20 protein-coding genes and 1 tRNA gene are annotated in these 20,549 nt (G+C 61.3%); 12 read left to right on the plus strand and 9 right to left on the minus strand.

What is annotated here, in order from left to right; all coding sequences use genetic code 11:
• Nucleotides 1-215: hypothetical protein (locus tag ACB033_RS19005; protein ID WP_371140679.1), on the plus strand; the 215-nt coding region annotated here is incomplete at its 5' end.
• 2 nt (nucleotides 216-217) lie between these two features.
• On the opposite strand, the gene ACB033_RS19010 is transcribed toward ACB033_RS19005, so the two are convergent.
• The 9 genes from ACB033_RS19010 to ACB033_RS19050 all read right to left on the minus strand — a co-directional run bounded on the left by ACB033_RS19010 (nucleotide 218) and on the right by ACB033_RS19050 (nucleotide 9,400).
• Nucleotides 218-294 (minus strand) — tRNA-Pro (locus ACB033_RS19010).
• Between the two features lie 155 nt (nucleotides 295-449).
• Nucleotides 450-1,154: an MOSC domain-containing protein gene (locus ACB033_RS19015; protein ID WP_139726340.1), complete on the minus strand. Its 705-nt coding sequence runs from the start codon at nucleotides 1,152-1,154 to the stop codon at nucleotides 450-452.
• A gap of 49 nt (nucleotides 1,155-1,203) precedes the next feature.
• On the minus strand, nucleotides 1,204-2,049 hold the full coding sequence (locus ACB033_RS19020) for an ABC transporter permease subunit (RefSeq protein WP_017784198.1): 846 nt from the start codon (nucleotides 2,047-2,049) through the stop codon (nucleotides 1,204-1,206).
• Nucleotides 2,046-2,951: an ABC transporter permease subunit gene (locus tag ACB033_RS19025; RefSeq protein ID WP_010635771.1), complete on the minus strand. Its 906-nt coding sequence runs from the start codon at nucleotides 2,949-2,951 to the stop codon at nucleotides 2,046-2,048. The genes ACB033_RS19020 and ACB033_RS19025 overlap by 4 nt, the downstream gene beginning before the upstream one ends.
• A complete protein-coding gene (gene potA, locus ACB033_RS19030) occupies nucleotides 2,948-4,102 on the minus strand; it encodes a polyamine ABC transporter ATP-binding protein (protein WP_005306611.1) in 1,155 nt (384 codons plus the stop codon). The genes ACB033_RS19025 and potA overlap by 4 nt, the downstream gene beginning before the upstream one ends.
• Before the next feature lie 75 nt (nucleotides 4,103-4,177).
• The gene (locus ACB033_RS19035) at nucleotides 4,178-5,257 is read right to left on the minus strand and encodes a polyamine ABC transporter substrate-binding protein (RefSeq protein WP_041203042.1); all 1,080 of its coding nucleotides are present in this window, start codon (nucleotides 5,255-5,257) and stop codon (nucleotides 4,178-4,180) included.
• Between the two features lie 122 nt (nucleotides 5,258-5,379).
• Nucleotides 5,380-6,477: a polyamine ABC transporter substrate-binding protein gene (locus ACB033_RS19040; RefSeq protein WP_005306618.1), complete on the minus strand. Its 1,098-nt coding sequence runs from the start codon at nucleotides 6,475-6,477 to the stop codon at nucleotides 5,380-5,382.
• 54 nt (nucleotides 6,478-6,531) lie between these two features.
• Nucleotides 6,532-7,893 (minus strand): aspartate aminotransferase family protein, encoded by a 1,362-nt coding sequence (locus tag ACB033_RS19045; protein WP_017764858.1) that lies wholly within the window; start codon nucleotides 7,891-7,893, stop codon nucleotides 6,532-6,534.
• A gap of 175 nt (nucleotides 7,894-8,068) precedes the next feature.
• Nucleotides 8,069-9,400: a glutamine synthetase family protein gene (locus ACB033_RS19050; protein WP_005306624.1), complete on the minus strand. Its 1,332-nt coding sequence runs from the start codon at nucleotides 9,398-9,400 to the stop codon at nucleotides 8,069-8,071.
• Between the two features lie 468 nt (nucleotides 9,401-9,868).
• Here ACB033_RS19050 and ACB033_RS19055 point away from each other — a divergent pair, with 468 nt between their 5' ends.
• The 11 genes from ACB033_RS19055 (at nucleotide 9,869) to pseC (ending at nucleotide 20,547) form a co-directional block, all read left to right on the plus strand.
• The gene (locus ACB033_RS19055) at nucleotides 9,869-10,255 is read left to right on the plus strand and encodes a TraR/DksA C4-type zinc finger protein (protein WP_010635769.1); all 387 of its coding nucleotides are present in this window, start codon (nucleotides 9,869-9,871) and stop codon (nucleotides 10,253-10,255) included.
• A 174-nt stretch (nucleotides 10,256-10,429) separates the two neighbouring features.
• Nucleotides 10,430-11,287 (plus strand): hypothetical protein, encoded by an 858-nt coding sequence (locus tag ACB033_RS19060; RefSeq protein ID WP_139726341.1) that lies wholly within the window; start codon nucleotides 10,430-10,432, stop codon nucleotides 11,285-11,287.
• A gap of 53 nt (nucleotides 11,288-11,340) precedes the next feature.
• Entirely contained in the window at nucleotides 11,341-11,787 is a 447-nt protein-coding gene (locus ACB033_RS19065; protein ID WP_139726342.1) for a DUF962 domain-containing protein, read from the plus strand.
• A 21-nt stretch (nucleotides 11,788-11,808) separates the two neighbouring features.
• Nucleotides 11,809-12,288 carry a CreA family protein gene (locus ACB033_RS19070; protein ID WP_139726343.1) on the plus strand — a complete coding sequence of 160 codons (480 nt, stop codon included), beginning with the start codon at nucleotides 11,809-11,811 and terminating at the stop codon, nucleotides 12,286-12,288.
• A gap of 77 nt (nucleotides 12,289-12,365) precedes the next feature.
• Nucleotides 12,366-13,355, plus strand: a complete 990-nt coding sequence (locus ACB033_RS19075; RefSeq protein WP_010635765.1) for a 2-hydroxyacid dehydrogenase — start codon at nucleotides 12,366-12,368, stop codon at nucleotides 13,353-13,355.
• A 106-nt stretch (nucleotides 13,356-13,461) separates the two neighbouring features.
• The gene (yegD, locus tag ACB033_RS19080; protein WP_139726344.1) at nucleotides 13,462-14,823 is read left to right on the plus strand and encodes a molecular chaperone; all 1,362 of its coding nucleotides are present in this window, start codon (nucleotides 13,462-13,464) and stop codon (nucleotides 14,821-14,823) included.
• A gap of 177 nt (nucleotides 14,824-15,000) precedes the next feature.
• Nucleotides 15,001-15,420: an META domain-containing protein gene (locus ACB033_RS19085; protein ID WP_017787065.1), complete on the plus strand. Its 420-nt coding sequence runs from the start codon at nucleotides 15,001-15,003 to the stop codon at nucleotides 15,418-15,420.
• An 80-nt stretch (nucleotides 15,421-15,500) separates the two neighbouring features.
• Nucleotides 15,501-16,349: an HDOD domain-containing protein gene (locus tag ACB033_RS19090; protein WP_017764864.1), complete on the plus strand. Its 849-nt coding sequence runs from the start codon at nucleotides 15,501-15,503 to the stop codon at nucleotides 16,347-16,349.
• A 5-nt stretch (nucleotides 16,350-16,354) separates the two neighbouring features.
• Nucleotides 16,355-18,184: a maltodextrin glucosidase gene (gene malZ, locus ACB033_RS19095; protein ID WP_139726346.1), complete on the plus strand. Its 1,830-nt coding sequence runs from the start codon at nucleotides 16,355-16,357 to the stop codon at nucleotides 18,182-18,184.
• Nucleotides 18,185-18,406: 222 nt separating this feature from the next.
• Nucleotides 18,407-19,411, plus strand: a complete 1,005-nt coding sequence (gene pseB, locus ACB033_RS19100; protein ID WP_371140680.1) for a UDP-N-acetylglucosamine 4,6-dehydratase (inverting) — start codon at nucleotides 18,407-18,409, stop codon at nucleotides 19,409-19,411.
• Complete coding sequence (gene pseC, locus ACB033_RS19105; protein ID WP_371140681.1) at nucleotides 19,408-20,547, plus strand: UDP-4-amino-4,6-dideoxy-N-acetyl-beta-L-altrosamine transaminase; 1,140 nt, start codon at nucleotides 19,408-19,410, stop codon at nucleotides 20,545-20,547. Before pseB ends, pseC begins: the two co-directional genes overlap by 4 nt.
• The last annotated feature ends 2 nt before the right edge of the window (nucleotides 20,548-20,549 follow it).

A 20,549-nucleotide genomic window follows, 5' to 3' on the forward strand; every position in this document is an offset into this window, starting at 1 on the left:
GAAAGCAGGAAAGCAGGAAAGCAGGAAAGCAGGAAAGCAGGAAAGCAGGAAAGCAGGAAAGCAGGAAAGCAGGAAAGCAGGAAAGCAGGAAAGCAGGAAAGCAGGAAAGCAGGAAAGCATGGCATACCATCGTACGACTGCCAGCGCTGGAGCCAGCCTCTGTTGAGGCGAAAGCCAAATGCGAAAAGGCCGCTCTATTGAGCGGCCTTTTCTAAGGTGGTCGGTGTGAGAGGATTCGAACCTCCGACCCCTTCGTCCCGAACGAAGTGCGCTACCAAGCTGCGCTACACACCGATGTCTGCGGGACGGGAATTTACCGAAAGCCCCGACCCGACACAAGCCTTTTTTGCATTAAAAAGGAAAAAAAGTGCTGTTCGCTCAACTATTCAGCACTCTCCCCGCCGTTTTACCGAAATGCAGCCGGACGGTGACATTTCGCTAACCCAGCCTCAGGGCAGGCGAAGCGACTCAGGCCCCAGCAACCGGCGTTGCCAATCCGCAATCGTGCCGTGCTCCAGCCAGTCCGCCGCATGCTTGCGCCAGTTGGGCGAGAGGGCCGGATTTTCCAGCAGCAACAGCAGGTCCGCCTCGTTGCGTAGCTGATTGAACAGGATATCGGCAGTACGCTTTACCGTGAGCTCAGGGTAGGGTCTGTCCACCAGCTCCAGCCTCTCCTGTGGCATCACCATCCCCTCCTCCAGCACCCGCAGCAACCAGCCGCAGCGGCCGTTGAGCTGCATCACCTGCGACATCTGGCCATAGCCGAAACGCTGGTTGAGCTTGAAACAGGGTGATCTGGGCTGGCTTATCTGGATCAGCGCCTCGCCGAGTCGATAGACATCGCCGATGCAGGCCTGCGCCTCGGTCAACCCGACCCCGGAGAGGTTCTCGCCGAAGGCGGCGGGCTGCCAGGGGGTACGCGGGGCCGCCAAACCCAGCGCCATCTGCCAGTTATGCCACCAGGGGTAGTGATCGGCGGGATAGTAGTGCAGCGCCCGATCCGGGCCGCCATGGTGGCGCTGGTCGCACTGTTCGTCGCCCGCGAGACCGCTGACGCCACACCAGAGCGGTATGGGGGTGGCTTGTTTGTGGATGGCACTGACAAGGCCGGGAACCAGTTCGGCACCCTGGCCGCTAAAGATGGAGATCCGCATTCTCATCCTCCGGATTGACGAGAGAATGCGGATCTTATCATGTGAGGGGTCAGGCGACTGCCTGCATCTGGGTGGTCATGGCGATCTCGGCACGGCGGCGTTTCTCCGCCTTGGCCATTAGATACCAGCTGCCGAAGGTGAACAGCGACACCGACAACAGGATCAGGCTGGCCACCGCGTTGATCTCGGGTTTCACCCCGAGCCGCACCGCCGAGAAGACCTCCATCGGCAGGGTCGTGGAGCCCGGGCCGGAGACGAAGCTCGCCAGCACCAGGTCATCCAGCGACAGGGCAAACGACATCATGCCGCCCGCCGCCAGCGAAGGGGCGATCATCGGGATGGTGATCAGGAAGAACACCTTCCAGGGTTTGGCCCCCAGATCCATGGCCGCCTCCTCGATGGAGAGATCCAGCTCCCGCAGCCGCGCCGACACCACGATCGCCACATAGGCGGTACAGAAGGTGGTGTGGGCTATCCAGATGGTCACCATGCCCCGCTCGGCAGGCCAGCCCACCAGCTGGGCCATGGCCACGAACAGCAGCAGCAGCGACAGACCGGTGATCACCTCGGGCATCACCAGCGGCGCCGTCACCATGCCGCCGAACAGGGTCCGACCGCGGAAGTGCGGGATCCGGGTCAGCACGAAGGCCGCCACCGTCCCCAGCGCCACCGCCGAGACGGCGGTGTAGAAGGCGATCTCCAGCGAGCGCAGCACGGAGCTGATCAACTGTTTGTTGTCGAGTAGGCCGAAGTACCACTTGAGCGACCAGCCCCCCCATACCGTCACCAGCTTGGAGGCGTTGAAGGAGTAGATCACCATGATGATCATGGGCAGGTAGATGAACAGCAGCCCCAGCCACAGCATCAGCTTGGCAAAACCGAAACGTCTCATCATGCCTTGCCCTCCAGCTCTTTGGCCTGGTTACGGTTGAACAGGATGATGGGGATGATCAGCACCGCCAGCATCACCACCGCCAGCGCGGAGGCCACTGGCCAGTCGCGGTTGTTGAAGAACTCCTGCCACAGCACCTTACCTATCATCAGGGTCTCGGGGCCGCCCAGCAGCTCCGGAATCACGAACTCACCCACCACCGGAATGAACACCAGCATGCAGCCGGCGATGATGCCGTTCTTGGAGAGCGGTACCGTGATCCGCCAGAACCGGGTCAGGTTGCGGGCCCCCAGATCGGAGGCCGCCTCCAGCAGGCTCTGGTCATGCTTGACCAGGTTGGCGTAAAGCGGCAGCACCATGAACGGCAGGTAGGAGTAAACGATGCCGATGTAGACCGCCAGGTTGGTGTTGAGGATCTGCAGCGGCTCGTCGATGAGGCCGATGCCCATCAACAGGCTGTTGAGCAGGCCGTTGTTGCTGAGAATGCCCATCCAGGCGTAGACCCGGATCAGGATCGCGGTCCAGGTCGGCATCATGATGAGCAGCAGCAGTACGGTCTGGGTCTCCTTGTTGGCCCGCGCGATGGAGTAGGCCATGGGATAGCCGATCAGCAGGCAGAGAATGGTGCTGACCAGGGCCATCTTGAGGGAGCCGAGATAGGCCGCGATGTAGAGCTCATCCTCCCGCAGCAGCAGGTAGTTGCCCATGTTGAGCAGTATGGTGAGCTGATTGTCCGCCCAGCTCACCACGTCGGTGTAGGGCGGGATCGCCACGTCCGCTTCGGCGAAGCTGATCTTCACGACGATGATGAAGGGCAGCAGGAAGAACAGGAACAGCCAGAAGAACGGGATGCCGATCACCAGCTGCCGCCCCCCCAACGACTTCAGTCGTTTCAATGCCATCATGATTGCAGCACCACGCCGCTGTCATCTTCCCAGTAGAGGAACACCTGGTCATCCCAGGTCGGCCGCTTGCCGTGGCGTTCGGCGTTGGCGATGAAAGCCTGAACGATTTTGCCCGAGGGCAACTGGATGTAGTAAACCGAGTGACCGCCCAGATAGGCGATGTCGTAGACCTCGCCCTTGGTCCAGTTGAAGTCCGGGTGCTCGATCTCCACCGGCTTTTGCAGGCTCATCAGCAGCTTTTCCGGCCGCAGGGCATAGGTCACCTTCTTGTTCTCGGCGCGGGAGCTGATGCCGTGACCCACGTAGATGGGCTGCTCCAGATCGGCGCAGGCGATGGTGGCGTGGTCCTGCTCATCCTCCACCAGCAGGCCGTCAAACAGGTTGACGTTGCCGATGAACTCGCACACCAGCCGGCTGGCCGGGGTTTCGTAGATGTCCATCGGGCTGCCGATCTGCTCGATGCAGCCCAGGTGCATGATGGCGATCCGCTCGGCCATGGTCATGGCCTCTTCCTGGTCGTGGGTTACCATGACGCAGGTAACCCCGACCCGTTCGATGATCTCGACCAGCTCCAGCTGCATCTGGGAACGCAGCTTCTTGTCGAGCGCCCCCATGGGCTCATCCAGCAGCAGCAGCTTGGGCCGCTTGGCCAGCGAGCGCGCCAGCGCCACCCGCTGACGCTGGCCACCGGAGAGCTGATGCGGCTTGCGGCGGGCATACTGGGTCATCTGCACCAGCTTGAGCATCTCCTCCACCCTGGCGTCGATCTCCGCCTTGGGCAGGTTGTCCTGCTTGAGACCGAACGCGATGTTCTGGGCCACCGTCATATGGGGGAACAGGGCGTAGGACTGAAACATCATGTTGATGGGACGCTCATAGGGCGGCATGTCGGTGATGTCGACGCCGTCGAGGAACAGCCGCCCCTCGGTGGGGCGCTCGAACCCCGCCAGCATCCGCAGCAGGGTCGACTTGCCGGAGCCGGACCCGCCCAGCAGAGCGAAAATCTCGCCCTTGTGGATGTTGAGGGACACGTTGTCGACCGCCAGCGTTTCATCGAACTGCTTGCTTACCCTGTCTATCTTGACCAGCACTTCTTTGCGTTGCTGGCTGCCCTCGAGGGCTTTCTTGTAGGCACTGGAGGCTATCGCCATTACCAAACTCCCAAAGGTAATACCGGCCGGGGCCGATCCATAAAACAGTCTGGCGCCCCGGGACGGGCGCCAAGGTTAGGTTCCGGACTTGATCCTGGTCCAACTCCGGGTGATCAGACGCTGCACCGCACGGGGATGTGCCTGCTGCACATAGAGCCGTTCCAGCACCGCCTGGGGTGGATAGACGGATTCGTCTTCGCGCACGCGTTTCTCCATGAACTCTCCCGCTCTGCTGTTGGGGTTGGCATACCCCACGTAGTCGCTCACCTTGGCGATGACGTCAGGCTCGAGAATGTAGTTGATGAGGGCGTGCGCCTCTTTCACGTTGGTGGCATCGGCCGGGATCGCCATCATGTCGAACCAGAGGTTGCCCCCCTCCTTCGGAATGCTGTAGGCGATCTTGATCCCCTTGCCCGCCTCCTCGGCCCTCGCCGCCGCCTGCAGGATGTCGCCGGAGAAGCCGGCCGCCACGCAGATGTTGCCATTGGCGAGATCGCCGATGTACTTGGAGGAGTGGAAGTAAGCCACGTAGGGGCGCACCTTGAGCAGCTGCTCTTCGGCACGCTTGAGGTCTGCCGGCTCATGGCTGTTGGGGTCGAGCCCCAGATAGTTGAGCGCCGCCGGGATCATCTCGTCCGCCGAATCGAGGAAGGCCACCCCGCAGTGGGAGAGCTTCTTCATGTTTTCCGGCTCGAAGATGGTCGCCCAGGAGTCGATCTTGTCGACCCCCAGTACCGCCTTGACCTTCTCGACGTTGTAACCGATGCCGTTGGTGCCCCACAGATAGGGCACGGCGTATTGATGGCCTGGATCCACCTTGTCGAGCTGCTTGAGCAGCACGGGATCCAGGTTGGCCAGATTGGGCAGCAGGGTGGGATCCAGCTTCTGGAAGGCCCCCGCCTTGATCTGCTTGGCCAGGAAATTGTTGGAGGGCACGACCAGATCGTAACCGGTACGGCCGGTCAGCAGCTTGCCTTCCAGCGTCTCGTTGGAGTCAAACACGTCATAGACGGTCTTGATCCCGGTCTTCTGCTGGAAGTCACTGAGGGTGGTCTCGCCGATATAGTCGGACCAGTTGTAAAAATGAACCACAGGGGCTGCCTGGGTCAGATTTGCAAACCCCAGGGTCAGGGCCAGCGTAGCTATCTTGGTCATGTGCACTTACTCAGTCCTCTTTATGTGTGATTTGCCAGTGCGCATCCATACGCGCCGTCCAACCTGTCGGGTGGGTCACCACCCTCCCGGCCGAACTGCGGACCGGGAGGGGCACTCTTCACTTACTTGCCTGACTTGATCTTGGTCCAGCTACGAGTCATCAGACGCTGCACCTTGGCCGGCAGATCCGGGAAGGTGTAGATCTTCTTGAGGGTCTCGTCGCTCGGGTAGATGCCCGGATCGTTGCGGATCTTCTCGGACACCAGCGGCACGGAGGCCTTGTTCCCGCTCGGGTAGCTGACGGCGTCGGAGATCTGGGCGATCACCTCGGGCTTCATCAGATAGTTCAGGAATACATGGGCCGCTTCCACGTTCTTGGCATCGGCCGGAATGGCCAGCATGTCGAAGAAGCTGCCTGCCCCCTCTTTCGGGATCACGTAGGTCAGATTGATGCCGTTCTTGGCCTCGATCGCCCGCGACTTGGACTGCTGCAAGTCACCGGAATAGCCGACCGCCACGCACAGGTTGCCGTTGGCCAGATCCGAAATGTACTTGGAGGAGTGGAAGTAGGCGGTGTAGGGACGGATGGAGAGGAACAGCTCCTCCGCCTTCTTCAGCTCGTCTGGCTTCTGGCTGTCCGGCTTGAAGCCCAGGTATTGCAGGGCGGCCGGCAGCATTTCAGTCGGCGAGTCGAGGAAGGAGACACCGCACTCCTTCAACTTGGCCATGTTTTCCGGTTTGAACACCAGATCCCAGGAGTCCACCGGCGCCTTGTCACCCAGCACGGCTTTCACCTTCTCCGGGTTGTAGGCATAACCGATGGTGCCCCACAGGTAAGGAATGGAGTACTGGTTACCCGGGTCGCTCGGTTCGAGCGCCTTGAGCAACGAGGTATCCAGGTTTTGCCAGTTGGAGAGCTTGGACTTGTCCAGTTTCTGGAACACGCCCGCCTTGATCTGCTTGGCCAGGAAGGGGTTGGACGGCACCACGATGTCATAGCCCGAGCTGCCTGCCAGCAACTTGGCTTCCAGCACCTCGTTGCTGTCGAACACGTCGTAGACCACCTTGATGCCCGTCTCTTTCTGGAAGTCTTCCAGGGTGTTCGGCGCGATATAGTCGCTCCAGTTGTAGACGTGCAACACCTTGTCTTCGGCCATCGCCGCGCCGCTCATCATGACCAGCGCCACCGAGGCTGCAATCATTCCCGTTTTGAAAGACATCGTCCTTGTCTCCTAAGCAAATTGTATGCGCAAGCCAACCTGCCCGGCGCCCGCCTATCCCCGCAGCTTTGCCGCCGTCAGATCCAGACTGAGCCTGGCCAGATTGACCAATTCATCCACCTGTTCCTCGGTGATCACCAAGGGGGGCGATATGATCATGGTATCGCCGACAGCCCTCATCACCAAGCCATTGTTAAAGCAGAACTCCCGACAGGTCATACCGGCCTGCAGCTCAGCCGGGAAGCGGCTGTTGGTCTGCTTGTCCTGCACTATTTCCAGCGCGGCCACCAGGCCTTTGCCACGGGTTTCGCCCACCAGCGGGTGGTCCGCCAGCTCCGCCCAGCGACGCTGCAAATAGGGGCCGATACTATCATGAACTCGCTTAACTATGCTTTCATTTTGCATAAGCGTAATGTTGGCAATGGCCACGGCGCAGGCCACCGGATGACCGGAGTAGGTGAAGCCGTGGTTGAATTCGCCCCCCTCTTCCACCAGCACCTTGGCGACCCTGTCCCCCACCATCACAGCCCCCATCGGCAGGTAGCCGGAGGTGATCCCCTTGGCCAGGCACATGAGGTCCGGCTTGATGCCAAAACCCTCGCTGGCGAACCAGTGGCCGGTGCGGCCAAAGCCGCAGATCACCTCGTCGGCGATGAGCAGGATGCCGTACTTGTCGCAGATGCGCTGGATCTCGGGCCAGTAGCTGTCGGGCGGGATGATGACGCCGCCGGCGCCCTGGATCGGCTCGCCGATGAAGGCGGCCACCTTGTCCACCCCCAGCTCCAGAATCTTCTCCTCCAGCTGACGGGCACGGGCCAGCCCGAATTCGTGGGCGCTCATCCCCTGCCCCTCGCCGAAGTGATAGGGCTGATCGATGTGCACTATGCCGGGGATCGGCAACCCGCCCTGGGCGTGCATCCCCTTCATGCCGCCCAGGCTGGCCCCGGCCACGGTGGAGCCGTGGTAGGCATTGTGGCGGCTGATGATCACCTGCTTCTCCGGCTGCCCCTTGCTGGCCCAGTAGTGGCGCACCATGCGCAGCACGGTATCGTTGCACTCGGAACCCGAGCCGGTGAAGAAGACGTGGTTGAGGTGGGAGGGCGTCACTTCGGCCAGCAGGGTTGCCAGCTCGGCGGCAGGCGGGTGGCTGGTCTGGAAGAAGAGGTTGTAGTAGGGCAGTTGCTGCATCTGGCGGGTGGCGGCGTCCACCAGCTCCTGGCGACCGTAACCCAGGTTGACGCACCACAGACCCGCCATGCCGTCCAGAATGCGCTTACCTTCAGAGTCTTCCAGATAGACCCCCTCGGCACGGGTGATGATGCGGCTGCCTTTCTTGTTCAGCGCCTGAAAATCGGTAAACGGATGCAGATGATGGCTGGCTTCCAGTTGCTGCCACTCACGGGTGGTGTGCTGCATTGCTTGCTCCTCGGTTCCTTCGATGTAAGCGATGTTTGTTCGTCAACGGATGAGGGAGGGTGCTCCCCCACTCACGGCGTGGGAGAGCCTGACCTTGGCCCCGTCATTGTCGATATGAGCGGGAACGCCCTCGGGCGCTCCCGGCAGGCCGATGCGCGTCAGGCGCGCACCCGGGTCACACGTTCAGCAGCAGGAACTCCCGTTCCCAGCGGCTGATCACCCCGAAGTAGGTTTCATACTCCTTGCGCTTCACCGCCACGAAGGCGCGGGTAAAGCGCTCGCCCAGCATCTCCTTGATAGGATCGCACTGCTCCAGGTGGCTCAGTGCCTCCTCCAGCGAGCGGGGCAAGCTGTAGGGCAGCTCATAGGCGCTCGACTTCATCTCCGGCAGCGGCTCCAGCTTCTCCATCATGCCGAGGTAGCCGCAGGCCAGGGTGGCGGCCAGCGCCAGATAGGGGTTGGCATCGGCGCCGGCGAAGCGGTTCTCCACCCGGCGGGCGCTGGCCTCGGAGAAGGGCACCCGCAGCCCGCAGGTGCGGTTCTCCACCCCCCACTGGACGTTGCGCGGCGCGCTCTCGCCGAAGGTGAGGCGGCGGTAGGAGTTGACGTTGGGGGCCAGCAGCGCGGTCACCGCCGGGGTGTATTTCTGCAGGCCGGCGATGAAGTGCATGAACAGCTCGGAGTTGCCACCGTTCTCGGCTCCGAACAGGTTGCGACCGTTCTCATCTTCCAGGCTCTGGTGAATGTGCATGGCGGAACCGGGCTCGTCGCTCATCGGCTTGGCCATGAAGGTGGCGTAAATCCCGTGACGGTGGGCCGCCTCGCGCATGGTGCGCTTGAACAGGAACACCTGATCGGCCAGATCGATGGCATCCCCGTGCAGGAAGTTGATCTCCATCTGGGCGGCGCCGGACTCGTGGATCAGGGTATCCACCTCCAGCTCCTGCGCCTCGCAGTAGTCGTACATGTCCTCGAAGATGGGGTCGAATTCGTTCACCGCATCGATGCTGAACGACTGGCGGGCCGTCTCGGGGCGACCGTTGCGGCCGGTGGGCGGCACCAGCGGATAGTCGGGATCTTCGTTGCGCTTGACCAGGTAGAATTCCAGCTCGGGGGCCACCACCGGCTTCCAGCCCTGCTTCTCGTAAAATGACAGGACCCGACGCAGCACGGAGCGCGGCGCTATGTCGATCAGCTTGCCATTGATGTCGAAACAGTCGTGGATCACCTGGGCGGTGGGCTCCAGTGCCCAGGGTACGAAACGAATGGTGTTGGGATCGGGATAGAGCTGCATGTCCCGCTCCAGCGGGTCGATCATGCTGTCGTCATCCGGATACTCGCCGGTCACCGTCTGGGTGAAGATGACCTCGGGCAGGCGCATGCCCCCTTCGCGCAGAAACTTGTTGGCTGGAATGATCTTGCCTCGGGCATTGCCGGTGAAATCCGGAAACAGGCACTCCACTTCCGTGATGCGATTGCTCTCCATCCAGCCCTTGATACTGTCCATGTTAAACCCCGACTCTACGGTTGCCATTGGCAAGGGTGTCTAATATATGGAACACCCTTGTTATCAAATTGTAATCAACACCACCATAAAAGCCCGCCATCAGGGGCAATGTCAAGCGGTGGTGTTTAAAAAACTATAAATAACGGCGCATATAATGACCATGGCGAGAACAAATACTAAACACCCTGTCATGGTAACGACTCACTGCAAAGCCGGTGCCAACGAGGCGTGTTACCCCCGTATGTTCTCAGTCAGACCCTGTCGGAATCGAGCCATTTTTTTGCAAGGGCGCACAATCCTTGTCCTCTTTGCTTTGCATGCCTGCATTTTTTTGGTACAAGGCCCGCCCTGATTTGCACTCTCCTGCATGGATTTGGTGCAAATACAGGACACAGGGCTTGGTCTGCAGGCAGACAGCCCCCATAAACAGGGATAATTGGGTTAGTAAACTGACTGGTAGTAAATCGTATGTGTGATTTCATGACTGAAGACCAACTGGCCTTTTACAAGGGACAGATCGAGCGCCAGATCCTCGAACTCGAAGATCGCCTCAACTCCCAGGCCAGCCAGGCCATCGCCACCGATACCAACGAGATGGCTGATGAAATTGACCGTGCCAGCATCGAGGAAGCCCGCCGTCTGGAGCTGAACCGCATCGAGCATGACAAGCTGCATCTGCGCAAGCTGCGTGGTGCGCTCAAGCGCATCAGCGAAGGGGATTTCGGTTACTGCGAGTCCTGCGGGGACGAGATCTCCCTCAAGCGGCTGCAGGCGCGTCCCGAGTCCCGCTTCTGCGTCGAATGCCAGAGCACCAAGGAGTTCAACGATACCCACGTGTATCGTCGCGTCGCCTGACGCCTCCCCACGCCGTCACTGGCGCTCGCCGGCGGGATGACGAGCAGGCCCTGTCTGCCTCGATGCAGGCGGGGTTCCCTGCCTCGCCGCTTCCCGCGCCACGGCAGCGCAGCAACAGAGTGACAAGTTCTGTTAGACTCCGGGCAAGCCCCGGAATCTACAGGAGAGCAGAGAGTGAAATGGTTCCTCAAACTGTGCTTGTGTCTGCCGTTGCTGGCACAAGCACAGACCCTCACGGTCAAGGTGCCCAGCCGACCGATCAATGACCTCGACAAAGAGTATCAGCTCAAGCTGCTGGAACTGGCCCTCACCCATGCCGACCAGCCGTTTCGCATCCAGCAGGTCGAACTCAACCTCAACCAGTACAGCTTGCAGCAGCAGCTCAGCAAGGGCAAAACCATCAATGTGTTCTGGATGGGAACCTCCAGCGCCCTCGAATCCTCCCTCATCGCCGTGCCGATCCCGCTGTTTCGCGGTCTGGAAGGAATGCGACTCTCCTTCATCCACGCCGATGCCCAGGAGAAGTTCAACCAGATCAACTCGCTGGCCGATCTCAAGAAGCTGAAGGCGGCGCAAGGGGTGGGCTGGGCCGACAACAAGATCCTGGAGAACGCGGGCATCCCCACCTATTCGGGGCGCTACAGCAACCTGTTTCGCCTCATCAACGACGGCGACAAGCTGGATTTCTTCCCGCGCAACCTGGTGGAGATCTTCGCCGAGCGCAGCGAGCTGGTGGCGCAATACCCCAACCTGGTCATCGATCAGCATCTGCTGATCCGCTACCCCTTCGCCGAGTTCTTCTTCGTCAGTCCCGAGGCGCCGAAACTGGCCAAGGCGATTCAGACCGGGCTTGAGCGGGCCTATGCCGACGGCAGCTTCATGAAGTTCTTCCGGGAGAACCCCAAGATCCGCGAGGCGCTGGCCAGCGCCAAGCTCGACCAGCGGGTCACAATCGCCCTGCCCAATCCCGACATGACCCCCTTGCTCAAGAGCATTCCGGCCCAATATTGGGAGTATCCCCCGCAGGGATGACGAATCGGCCACCTCACAACGAGGTGGTACACACAGCGCGCCAGGGAGGTGCCATGAAGGGAATCGAGGAGTGGTTTGAACTGTACGGCCAGAGTCACCGGCACCCGGTCAATGTGGCGATCCACAAGCTGGCGGTACCCGGCATCTATCTCTGCGCCCTGGCCCTGCTCTGGTGCCTGCCGGCCGGGCCGCTGCCACCGTCGCTCAACTGGGCTGCGCTGGTCGCCATTCCGGTGCTGGCCTTCTACCTGCGGCTGTCGTTTGCGCTGTTCGTGGGGATGGCGGTGCTGACCGCGCTGAGCTTGGTCGCTTGCCACAGCTGGCAGGGCCCGCTGCTGTGGCCGGCACTGGCCGGGTTCGTGCTGCTCTGGATAGCCCAGTTCGTCGGTCACAGGATCGAGGGCAAGCGCCCCTCCTTCCTTGCCGACCTGCAATTTCTGCTGATCGGCCCCGCCTGGGTGCTGGCCAGCCTCTATCGTCGTTTGGGCATTCCCTACTGAGGGAAGCCAACAGGAGAGACCATGAGATACCGTCACACCCTTGCTCGCGCCCTGCCGCTGCTGCTGGGCGCACTGATTGCCGGCCCGGCGCTGGCCGACAAGGCCGACCCTGTCGGCGAGGTGAGCACCGCCTTCAAGCTGTTTGGCCCCAACCACAAGATCCTGGTGGAGGCGTTCGACGACCCGCGCATCGACGGCGTTGCCTGCTATCTGGCGCGCCCCAAGACCGGCGGCGTCAAGGGCGGGCTCGGGCTGGCGGAAGATCCCTCCCATGCCTCCCTGTCGTGCCACCAGATCGGTCCCATCACCCTGCCCGCCAAGCTGAAGGCGGGAGAAGAGGTGTTCGACGTCAGCACCTCGCTGGTGTTCAAGGAGCAGAAGGTGGTGCGCTTTTACGATCAGAAGCGCAATGCGCTGATCTATCTGACTTACAGCACCAAGCTGGTGGATGGTTCTTACAAGAGTGCGGTCAGCGCCGTGCCCATCATGCCGTGGAGCTGAATCCCCACCATTTATCCCGTGATGACGACCCATATTCGTTGTAATTTAACTACATCATTATCTGCGGAGAGCGCACCATGAGAGTCGCCGTTTTCAGTACCAAGAGCTACGACAAAGAGCACTTCAATCAGGCCAACAGCCAGTACGGTTATGAACTTGAGTTCTTCGACGTGCGGCTGGAGGCCAAGACTGCCCGGCTGGCCCACGGCTTCCCCGTGGTGTGCCTGTTCGTCAACGACGATGCCGACCGCGAGGTGCTGACCGAGCTGGCCGCCAACGGCACCAAGGTGATCGCCCTGCGCTGCGCCGGCTACAACAACGTGGATCTGGCCGCCGCCAAGGAGCTGGGGCTGAAGGTGGTGCGAGTGCCCGCCTACTCCCCGGAAGCGGTCGCCGAGCACGCGGTGGGCCTGATGATGACCCTCAACCGTCGCATCCACAAAGCCTATCAGCGCACCCGTGACGCCAACTTCTCGCTGGAGGGGCTGGTCGGCTTCAACATGCACGGTCGCACCGCCGGCATCATAGGCACCGGCAAGATCGGCATTGCAACCCTGCGCATCCTCAAGGGCTTCGGCATGCGCCTGCTGGTGAGCGATCCCTATCCGAACCAGGCGGCCATCGATCTCGGTGCCGAGTACGTGGATCTCGATACCCTGTTCCGCCAGTCCGATGTCATCAGCCTGCACTGCCCGCTGTTCAAGGAGAACTACCACCTGCTGAACAAAGAGGCGTTCGCCAAGATGAAGGACGGGGTGATGATCATCAACACCAGCCGAGGCGGCCTGCTCGACTCCAACGCCGCCATCGAGGCGCTCAAGACTGCCCGTATCGGCGCGCTGGGGCTGGACGTCTACGAGGAAGAAGAAGATCTCTTCTTCGCCGACAAGTCCAACGAGGTGATCACCGATGACGTGTTCCGCCGCCTGTCGGCCTGCCACAACGTGCTGTTCACCGGTCACCAGGCCTTCCTGACCCGCGAGGCGCTGCACGCCATCGCCGACACCACCCTCAGCAACATCCGCGCCATCGACAGCCAGGGCCGCTCTGACAACGAGGTGGAATAAGGGGCCTCCCCTGCCCCTCAGCGGTTCATTGCCGTGCGCCGGGTTGTGAGACCCGGCGCCTTCGGGTAGGCTACCAGCCCTTTTTTGCTCAGGAGTCTGGCTGCCCATGTTTATCGGATTTGATTACGGTACCTCCAACTGTGCCGTCGCCGTGATGGAACAAGGCAGCCCCCGGCTGCTGAACCTGAGCGGTGCCCACTACCTTCCCTCCACCCTGCACGCGCCCCATCGGGATGCCATCGCCGGCCTGCTGGCCGAAGGGCTGGCGCCTGCCCAGCAGAGCGAATACCTCAAGCTGCGCGGCCCCGTGGTGACCCGGGCCCAGGCGGTACGCCGCCAGATGCGCGAAGAGGGGCTGATCGACGAGCTCAGCTTCGGCGCTGCGGCGCTGGAGCGCTATCTGGAAGAGCCGGACGATGGCTACTACATCAAGTCGCCGAAATCCTTCCTCGGCGCCTACGGCCTCAAGGCACCACAGATCGCCCTGTTCGAAGACATCGTCTGCGCCATGATGCTGCATGTGCGGCGCGAGGCGGAGCAGCAGCTCGGCGCGCCTATTCGCCGGGCCGTGGTCGGCCGCCCGGTCAACTTCCAGGGATTGGCGGGGGAAGAGAGCAACCGTCAGGCCATCGCCATCCTGAGCGAGGCGGCGCGCCTCGCCGGATTCGAGCAGGTGGAGTTTCTCTATGAGCCGGTGGCAGCCGGCTTCGAATTCGAGGCCCGCCTCAACGAGGATGCGGTGGTGCTGGTGGTGGACATCGGCGGCGGTACCACCGACTGTTCGGTGCTGCGGATGGGCCCGAGCCATCGCGCCCAGCTCGATCGCAGCTGCGATCTGCTCGGCCACAGTGGTCAGCGCATCGGCGGCAACGACTTCGACATCCGGCTGACGGTGGAGGGCATGATGCCGCTGCTCGGCATGCACGAGACCCTCAAGACCGGCAAGCCGCTGCCCCACCCGCTGTTCTGGGACGCCGCCGCCATCAACGACGTCAGCGCCCAGAGCCGCTTCTACAGCCTGGAGACGGGCCGCCAGCTGCAAGATCTGCAGCTCGACAGCCTGCCCGGCAGCAAGCTGGGGCGCCTCGCCAGCCTGCGCGCCCACAAGCTGAGCCACCAGCTGGTGTGGCGCGCCGAGCAGGGCAAGATCGCCCTCTCCCAGGAGGAGTCGGCCCAGCAATCTCTGGCCGAGCTGGAGCACGGGCTGACGGCCGAGCTCAAGCGCGATCAGCTGGCCAGCGCCTCCACCCCGCTGCTGGAGAAGATCGGTGAGCTGATGGACGAAGCCATCGCCGCCGCCGACGTGCAGCCGGACCGGGTCTTCATCACCGGCGGCAGCGCCCGCTCGCCCCTCATCCAGGCCTTCATCCGCCAGAAGCTACCCCAGGTACCGCTGGAAGGGGGCGATGACTTCGGCTCGGTCGCCTCCGGTCTGGCCCGTTACGCCGAGCGGCTATTCGGCAACTGACGCCCCCGCGGGGGTGCCAGCGACGACGCAGGCACCCTTTTGCAAGGCTGGTGTTGCCATTTAACGACACAGGCCCAATCCGCGGGACGACAGAAGCGGTCGGGGGCACTCCCCCTTGCCCTGCCTGGGGGGCCGCACAGAGGGTATGCTTGTCACTCCCACTACCGGAGCCCTTTCATGCCCAGATTCTTGCTACTGCTGCTCGCCCTGCTTCTGCTCAGCGCCTGCAGCAGTACTCCCCGCTTTGCCTCGCAAGACCTGCAGCACCACCACTGGGTGCTCGACAAGCTGGATGGCCAGCCCGTCACCGCGGCGCGAGACAATCCGCCCGATTTCGAGATAGGTGAGCACTTCACCGTCAACGGCATCGCCGGCTGCAACCGCTACTTCGGTCAGGGCCACCTCGAGGGGAACAAGTTCTGGGTGACCAGTCTGGGCAGCACAGAGATGGCCTGCCAGGCCCCGCTCGATGCGGTGGAGCAGGCGGTGCTGACCACCCTCACCGAAGGGGCCACCCTGGATGGCACCACCCAGACCCTGATCCTGCAGGGCAAACGGCATCGTTTGGAATACACCCTGCGCGACTGGGTGCTGTAACCCCCCCTTCGCATCACAAAGCCGGATCACAAACAGGAACATGTGCCCCGCCTGTGGCACAATATGAGGCAGTGCTCGCAATGGAGGCTGCCTCAGCCATGTCGATGGACCGTCTGTTTGACAAGATCAAACAACTCCCCACTATTCCACAGCTGCTGCATGAGTTGATGCAGAGCTTCAGCGATGAAAATGCCCGTATCGACCAGATCGCGGCCAAGATCGCCATGGATCAGGTGATCAGCGTCAAGGTGCTGCGGATGGCCAACTCGGCCGCCCTGCGCCGCGGCAACGAAGTCACCTCCATCGAACAGGCGGTTATCCGCCTCGGTTTCAACCGGTTGCGATCTGTGGTGGTCGCCTCCGGCATCATCGGCAGCTTCAAGGCCCCTCCCAGCTTCGACAAGAACAAGTTCTGGACCGAGACCTTCCAGGTCGCCACCATCGCCAAGACGCTGGCCCAGGAGGCCAAGGTGCTCGACCCCGAGACCGCCTTCACCTGCGCCCTCATCCACAACATCGGCGAGCTGCTGATCCAGAGCACCCTGCCGGAAGAGGCGGAGCTCATCAATCTGGCGATCCAGAAAGGGAGCAGCCGGGTCGAGGCCCAGCGCGAGATGCTGGGTTACGACTACGCCCAGCTCGGTGCCGAGCTGGCGCGGCGCTGGAACCTGTCGGAGGCCTTCGTCGACGCCATCTCCCAGCAGCTGGATCCCCTCTCCCACGATCCGGTCAGCAAGGAGGCGGTACTGATCCGCCTGGCAGTCTTCATCTCCTTCGCTTGGAACGCCGGGGTGCCGGCCCAGGCCATCATAGCTCGCTTCCCCAAGCCGCTGGCCGACCAGCTGGGACTGGATCCCAAGTCCCTCGCCGGTCAGCTCGAAACACTGCATGAACAGGGTAATGCCCTCGCCGATCTTCTGACTCAATAAGCATCATGACCCATCCGTTTCTGTTTCATCCCCAGGTGGCGCCCTGGTTCAAAGAGAGCGCCGACGCCCTGCAACTCACCCTGTTCAGCGAGCTGGACGCGCCGATCCGCGAGGTGTGGCTGCGCCACGAGCCGGACAACGAGGAGTACCTGATCCCGATGACGGCGGTCTCCACCCGCGATCGGTTGCAGGTATGGCAGGGCACCCTGCCGCTTCACAAGGGGCAGGACATACACCTCTACTGTTTCAAGTGTCTCACCGACGAGGAGCAGTGGTGGCTGCATGGCGCCGGCGTCAGCTCGGCCATGCCGCCGCGGGAACAGCATTTTCGCTTCAACAGCCTGCACCAGCCGCCGGCCTGGGTGCAGGATCAGGTGTTCTACCAGATCTTCCCGGATCGTTTCTGCAACGGCGACCCGTCCCTCAGCGTCAAGCATCACGAATACGAGTACCGCGGCAAGGCGGTCATCAGCAAGGCGTGGGGAGAGCCGGTCAGCCGCCACGAGGAGGGCCACGGCGCCTGCGAGTTCTACGGCGGCGACCTTGCGGGCATCGATGCCAAGCTGCACTATCTGCAGTCCCTCGGGGTGACGGCGCTCTACCTCAACCCCATTTTCGATTCGCCGAGCAACCACAAGTACGACACCCAGGACTACTTCAAGGTGGATGCGCATCTGGGCACCAACGCCCAATTCGCCGAGCTGACGCGCAACCTGCACCAGCGCGGCATGAAGATCATCCTGGATGCGGTGGTCAACCACACCTCCACCGAACACCCCTGGTTCTGCCCGCCGCTGGGGGCCCAGCGCAACCCGGACTCGCCGTGGCGCAGCTTCTACACCTTTGATAACGAAGGGGATTACGTCAGCTGGAAGGGCATCCGCAGCCTGCCCAAGCTCGACTTCTCCAGCGAACAGGTACAGGACGCCATCTACCGCGCCGACGACGCCATCCTGCGCTACTGGATGCGCGCCCCCTACCAGATCGATGGCTGGCGCTTCGACGTCATCCACATGCTGGGGGAACGCGGCACCGCCGAGGGCAACCGCGGCCACGTGCGCGCCATTCGCGGCGCGGTGAAGCAGGAGAACCCGGACGCCTACGTGCTGGGCGAACACTTCTTCGAGGCGAGCCAGTGGTTGCAGGGGGATCAGGAGGATGGCGCCATGAACTACTACGGCTTCGCCCACCCGATCCGCGCCTTCCTGGCTGGCCAGGACATCGCCTACCACCCCATCAAGATCAGCGCCGAAGAGCTGGATCGTTGGCTCAAGCTGGCGCGAGCCCACATCCCGTTCAAGAATCAGCTGGCCCAGTTCAACCTGCTGGACAGCCACGATACCGCCCGCTTCCTCCATCTGCTGGGGGAGGACAAGCAGCGAATGCGGCTCGCGGCCACCCTGCTGCTCACCTATATCGGCGTGCCCTCCATCTACTACGGCGACGAGGTGGGGCTCTCTGGTGGCAACGATCCGGACTGCCGCCGTTGCTTCCCGTGGGAGACCACCGCCTGGGATCACGTGCTGCACGACCACTACCGCCGGCTGATCCAGATCCGCCGGCAACGTCCGGCCCTGCGCCGCGGCGACATCCAGACCCTCTATGCCGGCTCCCACAGCTATGTGTTCGCCCGCACCCTGCAAAGCGATCAGGTGGTGGTGGCCTGCAACCGTCACCCCAGCGAGCCGCGCACCATCAGCCTGCCCCTGTGGCAGACCGCCAGTCCCGCCAGCCGCTTCACCGACGCCTTCAACGGCGACAAGTTCGAAGTGGTGCAGGGCGAGGTTCAGCTCACCATCCCCGCCAACTCGGCCAGAGTGCTGCTTTCCAGCTAGGCGTCAAAAAAGCGGAACCCCTGTGTTCCGCTTTTTGTTAAAGCCCCCGAGATCGCATAAAGTTGTTTGAACTGGGTTGGATTTCTCTATGAATCATCTAGTTAGTTCACTCAGAGTGGAATAAAACTGGCATCATACAAGGCCGCTTCCGCCCCTTTTCGGCTAAACTGGCCCAAGGCACATAAATTGCTTGTCACTTGGCATCACTAGCGAGAATCCGTCATGTTCGACAATAAAACCCTATTGATTACCGGCGGCACTGGCTCGTTTGGCAAGATGCTGGTCAAGACAGTGCTGGAATGCTACAAGCCGAAACGGCTGATCATCTACTCCCGCGACGAGCTGAAACAGTTCGAGATGCAGCAGGTCTTCAACGCCCCCTGCATGCGCTACTTTATCGGTGATGTGCGGGATGCCAACCGGCTCACCATGGCGATGCGCGGGGTCGACTATGTGGTGCATGCGGCGGCGCTCAAGCAGGTGCCGGCCGCCGAATACAACCCCATGGAGTGCATCAAGACCAATATCCACGGGGCCGAGAACGTCATCCAGGCCGCCCTGCTCAATCAGGTCAAGAAGGTGATCGCCCTCTCCACCGACAAGGCCGCCAACCCCATCAACCTGTACGGCGCCACCAAGCTGGCCTCCGACAAGCTGTTTGTCGCCGCCAACAACATCGCCGGTCAGGATCCGACCCGCTTTGCGGTGGTCCGCTACGGCAACGTGGTGGGATCGCGCGGCTCGGTCGTGCCCTTCTTCCAGAAACGGATCGATCAGGGCGCCACCACCCTCCCCATCACCCACGCCGAGATGACCCGCTTCTGGATCACCCTGCAGCAGGGGGTGGACTTCGTGATGAACAACTTCCCGCGCATGAAGGGGGGTGAGATTTTCGTGCCCAAGCTGCCCTCGGTGCGGATCACCGACCTGGCTACCGCCATGGCCCCTCAGCTGGAGCAGGAGATCATCGGCATCCGCCCGGGTGAGAAACTGCATGAAGTGATGTGCCCGTGTGACGACTCCTACCACACCTTCGAGTTCGACGACTTCTTCATCATCGGGCCGACCATCAACTTCAACAACCGCAACAACGACTTCTCCGTCACCGCCTCAGGTGAAAAGGGAACCATGGTAGCCCAGGGATTCGAGTACAACTCCCGTGACAACGATGACTTCCTGACGGTGGAACAGCTGAAAGAGTTGAACAGCAAGGTGGTAATGGAATGATCCCGTACGGCAGACAGTCGATCAGCGAAGCGGATATCGAAGCCGTGGTCGAAGTATTGAGGTCAGATTTTCTGACCCAGGGGCCTGTGGTGCCCCGCTTCGAGCAGGCAGTGGCGGATTACTGCGGAGCCCGCTTCGGGGTGGCGGTCAACTCAGGTACGGCCGCCCTGCATATCGCCTGTCTGGCTCTGGGTGTCGGCCCGGGTGACTGGGTCTGGACCTCCCCCATCAGCTTTGTCGCCTCGGCCAACTGCGCTCTCTATTGCGGAGCCCAGGTCGACTTCGTCGACATCGAGCCCGATACCGGCAACATGTGTGCCATCGAGCTGGAGCGCAAGCTGGTAGCCGCCAAGGCTCAAGGATGTCTACCCAAGGTAGTCATCCCGGTACACTTCGCGGGCCTGCCCTGCGACATGCAGGAGATACATCGCCTGGGTCAGGAGTACGGTTTTCGGATCATCGAGGATGCCTGCCACGCCCTCGGCGCCCGTTATCACGACGAGCCCACCGGCAACGGCCGTTACAGCGACATCACCGTCTTCAGCTTCCACCCGGTGAAGATCATCACCACCGGCGAAGGCGGCATGGCAATGACCAATGACCCTGTGCTTGCCAAAACCATGCGCATGCTACGCAGCCACGGCATCACCCGCGAACCGGAAGACTTCATCAACGAACCGGACGGCCCCTGGTACTACGAGCAGCAGATGCTGGGTTTCAACTACCGGATGACCGACATCCAGGCTGCACTGGGGCTGAGCCAGATAATGAAACTGGATTTGTTTTTAAAAAAACGAAAAGAAATTGAAGATAGATATCAAGAGATAATAGAGAAGACACATGTTTCATTCTTGAGTCGATTTCATGACAGAGAGTCGGCCAGACACCTTATGGTCATTATTGTCAATAAGAAAAGCAAGAAGATAGTCTTCCATCATCTAAACCATTGTGGCATTGGGGCTAATGTTCATTACATTCCTATATACTTTCAGCCATACTACAAAGAGAAATGTCATCCACTTATCACAGCATCCGAATTTTATACGAGGTGCATAACTATTCCTATTTTCCCATCACTGGATGACTCGGAACTAGATGTGGTTATATCAGCGATAAATTCATTATTATGGAAATAACA

Source organism: Aeromonas sp. S15(2024), from assembly GCF_041402265.1.
GTDB classification, from domain to species: domain Bacteria; phylum Pseudomonadota; class Gammaproteobacteria; order Enterobacterales; family Aeromonadaceae; genus Aeromonas; species Aeromonas dhakensis.

Bases quoted from the DNA above. Each gene is read 5' to 3' on its own strand.
- ACB033_RS19035 (WP_041203042.1), bottom strand. From the start codon at position 5,257: ATGACCAAGATAGCTACGCTGGCCCTGACCCTGGGGTTTGCAAATCTG.
- ACB033_RS19055 (WP_010635769.1), top strand. From the start codon at position 9,869: ATGTGTGATTTCATGACTGAAGACCAACTGGCCTTTTACAAGGGACAG.
- ACB033_RS19070 (WP_139726343.1), top strand. From the start codon at position 11,809: ATGAGATACCGTCACACCCTTGCTCGCGCCCTGCCGCTGCTGCTGGGC.
- potA (WP_005306611.1), bottom strand. From the start codon at position 4,102: ATGGCGATAGCCTCCAGTGCCTACAAGAAAGCCCTCGAGGGCAGCCAG.
- ACB033_RS19025 (WP_010635771.1), bottom strand. From the start codon at position 2,951: ATGATGGCATTGAAACGACTGAAGTCGTTGGGGGGGCGGCAGCTGGTG.
- yegD (WP_139726344.1), top strand. From the start codon at position 13,462: ATGTTTATCGGATTTGATTACGGTACCTCCAACTGTGCCGTCGCCGTG.
- ACB033_RS19085 (WP_017787065.1), top strand. From the start codon at position 15,001: ATGCCCAGATTCTTGCTACTGCTGCTCGCCCTGCTTCTGCTCAGCGCC.
- malZ (WP_139726346.1), top strand. From the start codon at position 16,355: ATGACCCATCCGTTTCTGTTTCATCCCCAGGTGGCGCCCTGGTTCAAA.
- pseB (WP_371140680.1), top strand. From the start codon at position 18,407: ATGTTCGACAATAAAACCCTATTGATTACCGGCGGCACTGGCTCGTTT.
- ACB033_RS19050 (WP_005306624.1), bottom strand. From the start codon at position 9,400: ATGGACAGTATCAAGGGCTGGATGGAGAGCAATCGCATCACGGAAGTG.
- ACB033_RS19020 (WP_017784198.1), bottom strand. From the start codon at position 2,049: ATGATGAGACGTTTCGGTTTTGCCAAGCTGATGCTGTGGCTGGGGCTG.
- pseC (WP_371140681.1), top strand. From the start codon at position 19,408: ATGATCCCGTACGGCAGACAGTCGATCAGCGAAGCGGATATCGAAGCC.
- ACB033_RS19015 (WP_139726340.1), bottom strand. From the start codon at position 1,154: ATGCGGATCTCCATCTTTAGCGGCCAGGGTGCCGAACTGGTTCCCGGC.
- ACB033_RS19075 (WP_010635765.1), top strand. From the start codon at position 12,366: ATGAGAGTCGCCGTTTTCAGTACCAAGAGCTACGACAAAGAGCACTTC.
- ACB033_RS19065 (WP_139726342.1), top strand. From the start codon at position 11,341: ATGAAGGGAATCGAGGAGTGGTTTGAACTGTACGGCCAGAGTCACCGG.
- ACB033_RS19045 (WP_017764858.1), bottom strand. From the start codon at position 7,893: ATGCAGCACACCACCCGTGAGTGGCAGCAACTGGAAGCCAGCCATCAT.
- ACB033_RS19040 (WP_005306618.1), bottom strand. From the start codon at position 6,477: ATGTCTTTCAAAACGGGAATGATTGCAGCCTCGGTGGCGCTGGTCATG.
- ACB033_RS19090 (WP_017764864.1), top strand. From the start codon at position 15,501: ATGGAGGCTGCCTCAGCCATGTCGATGGACCGTCTGTTTGACAAGATC.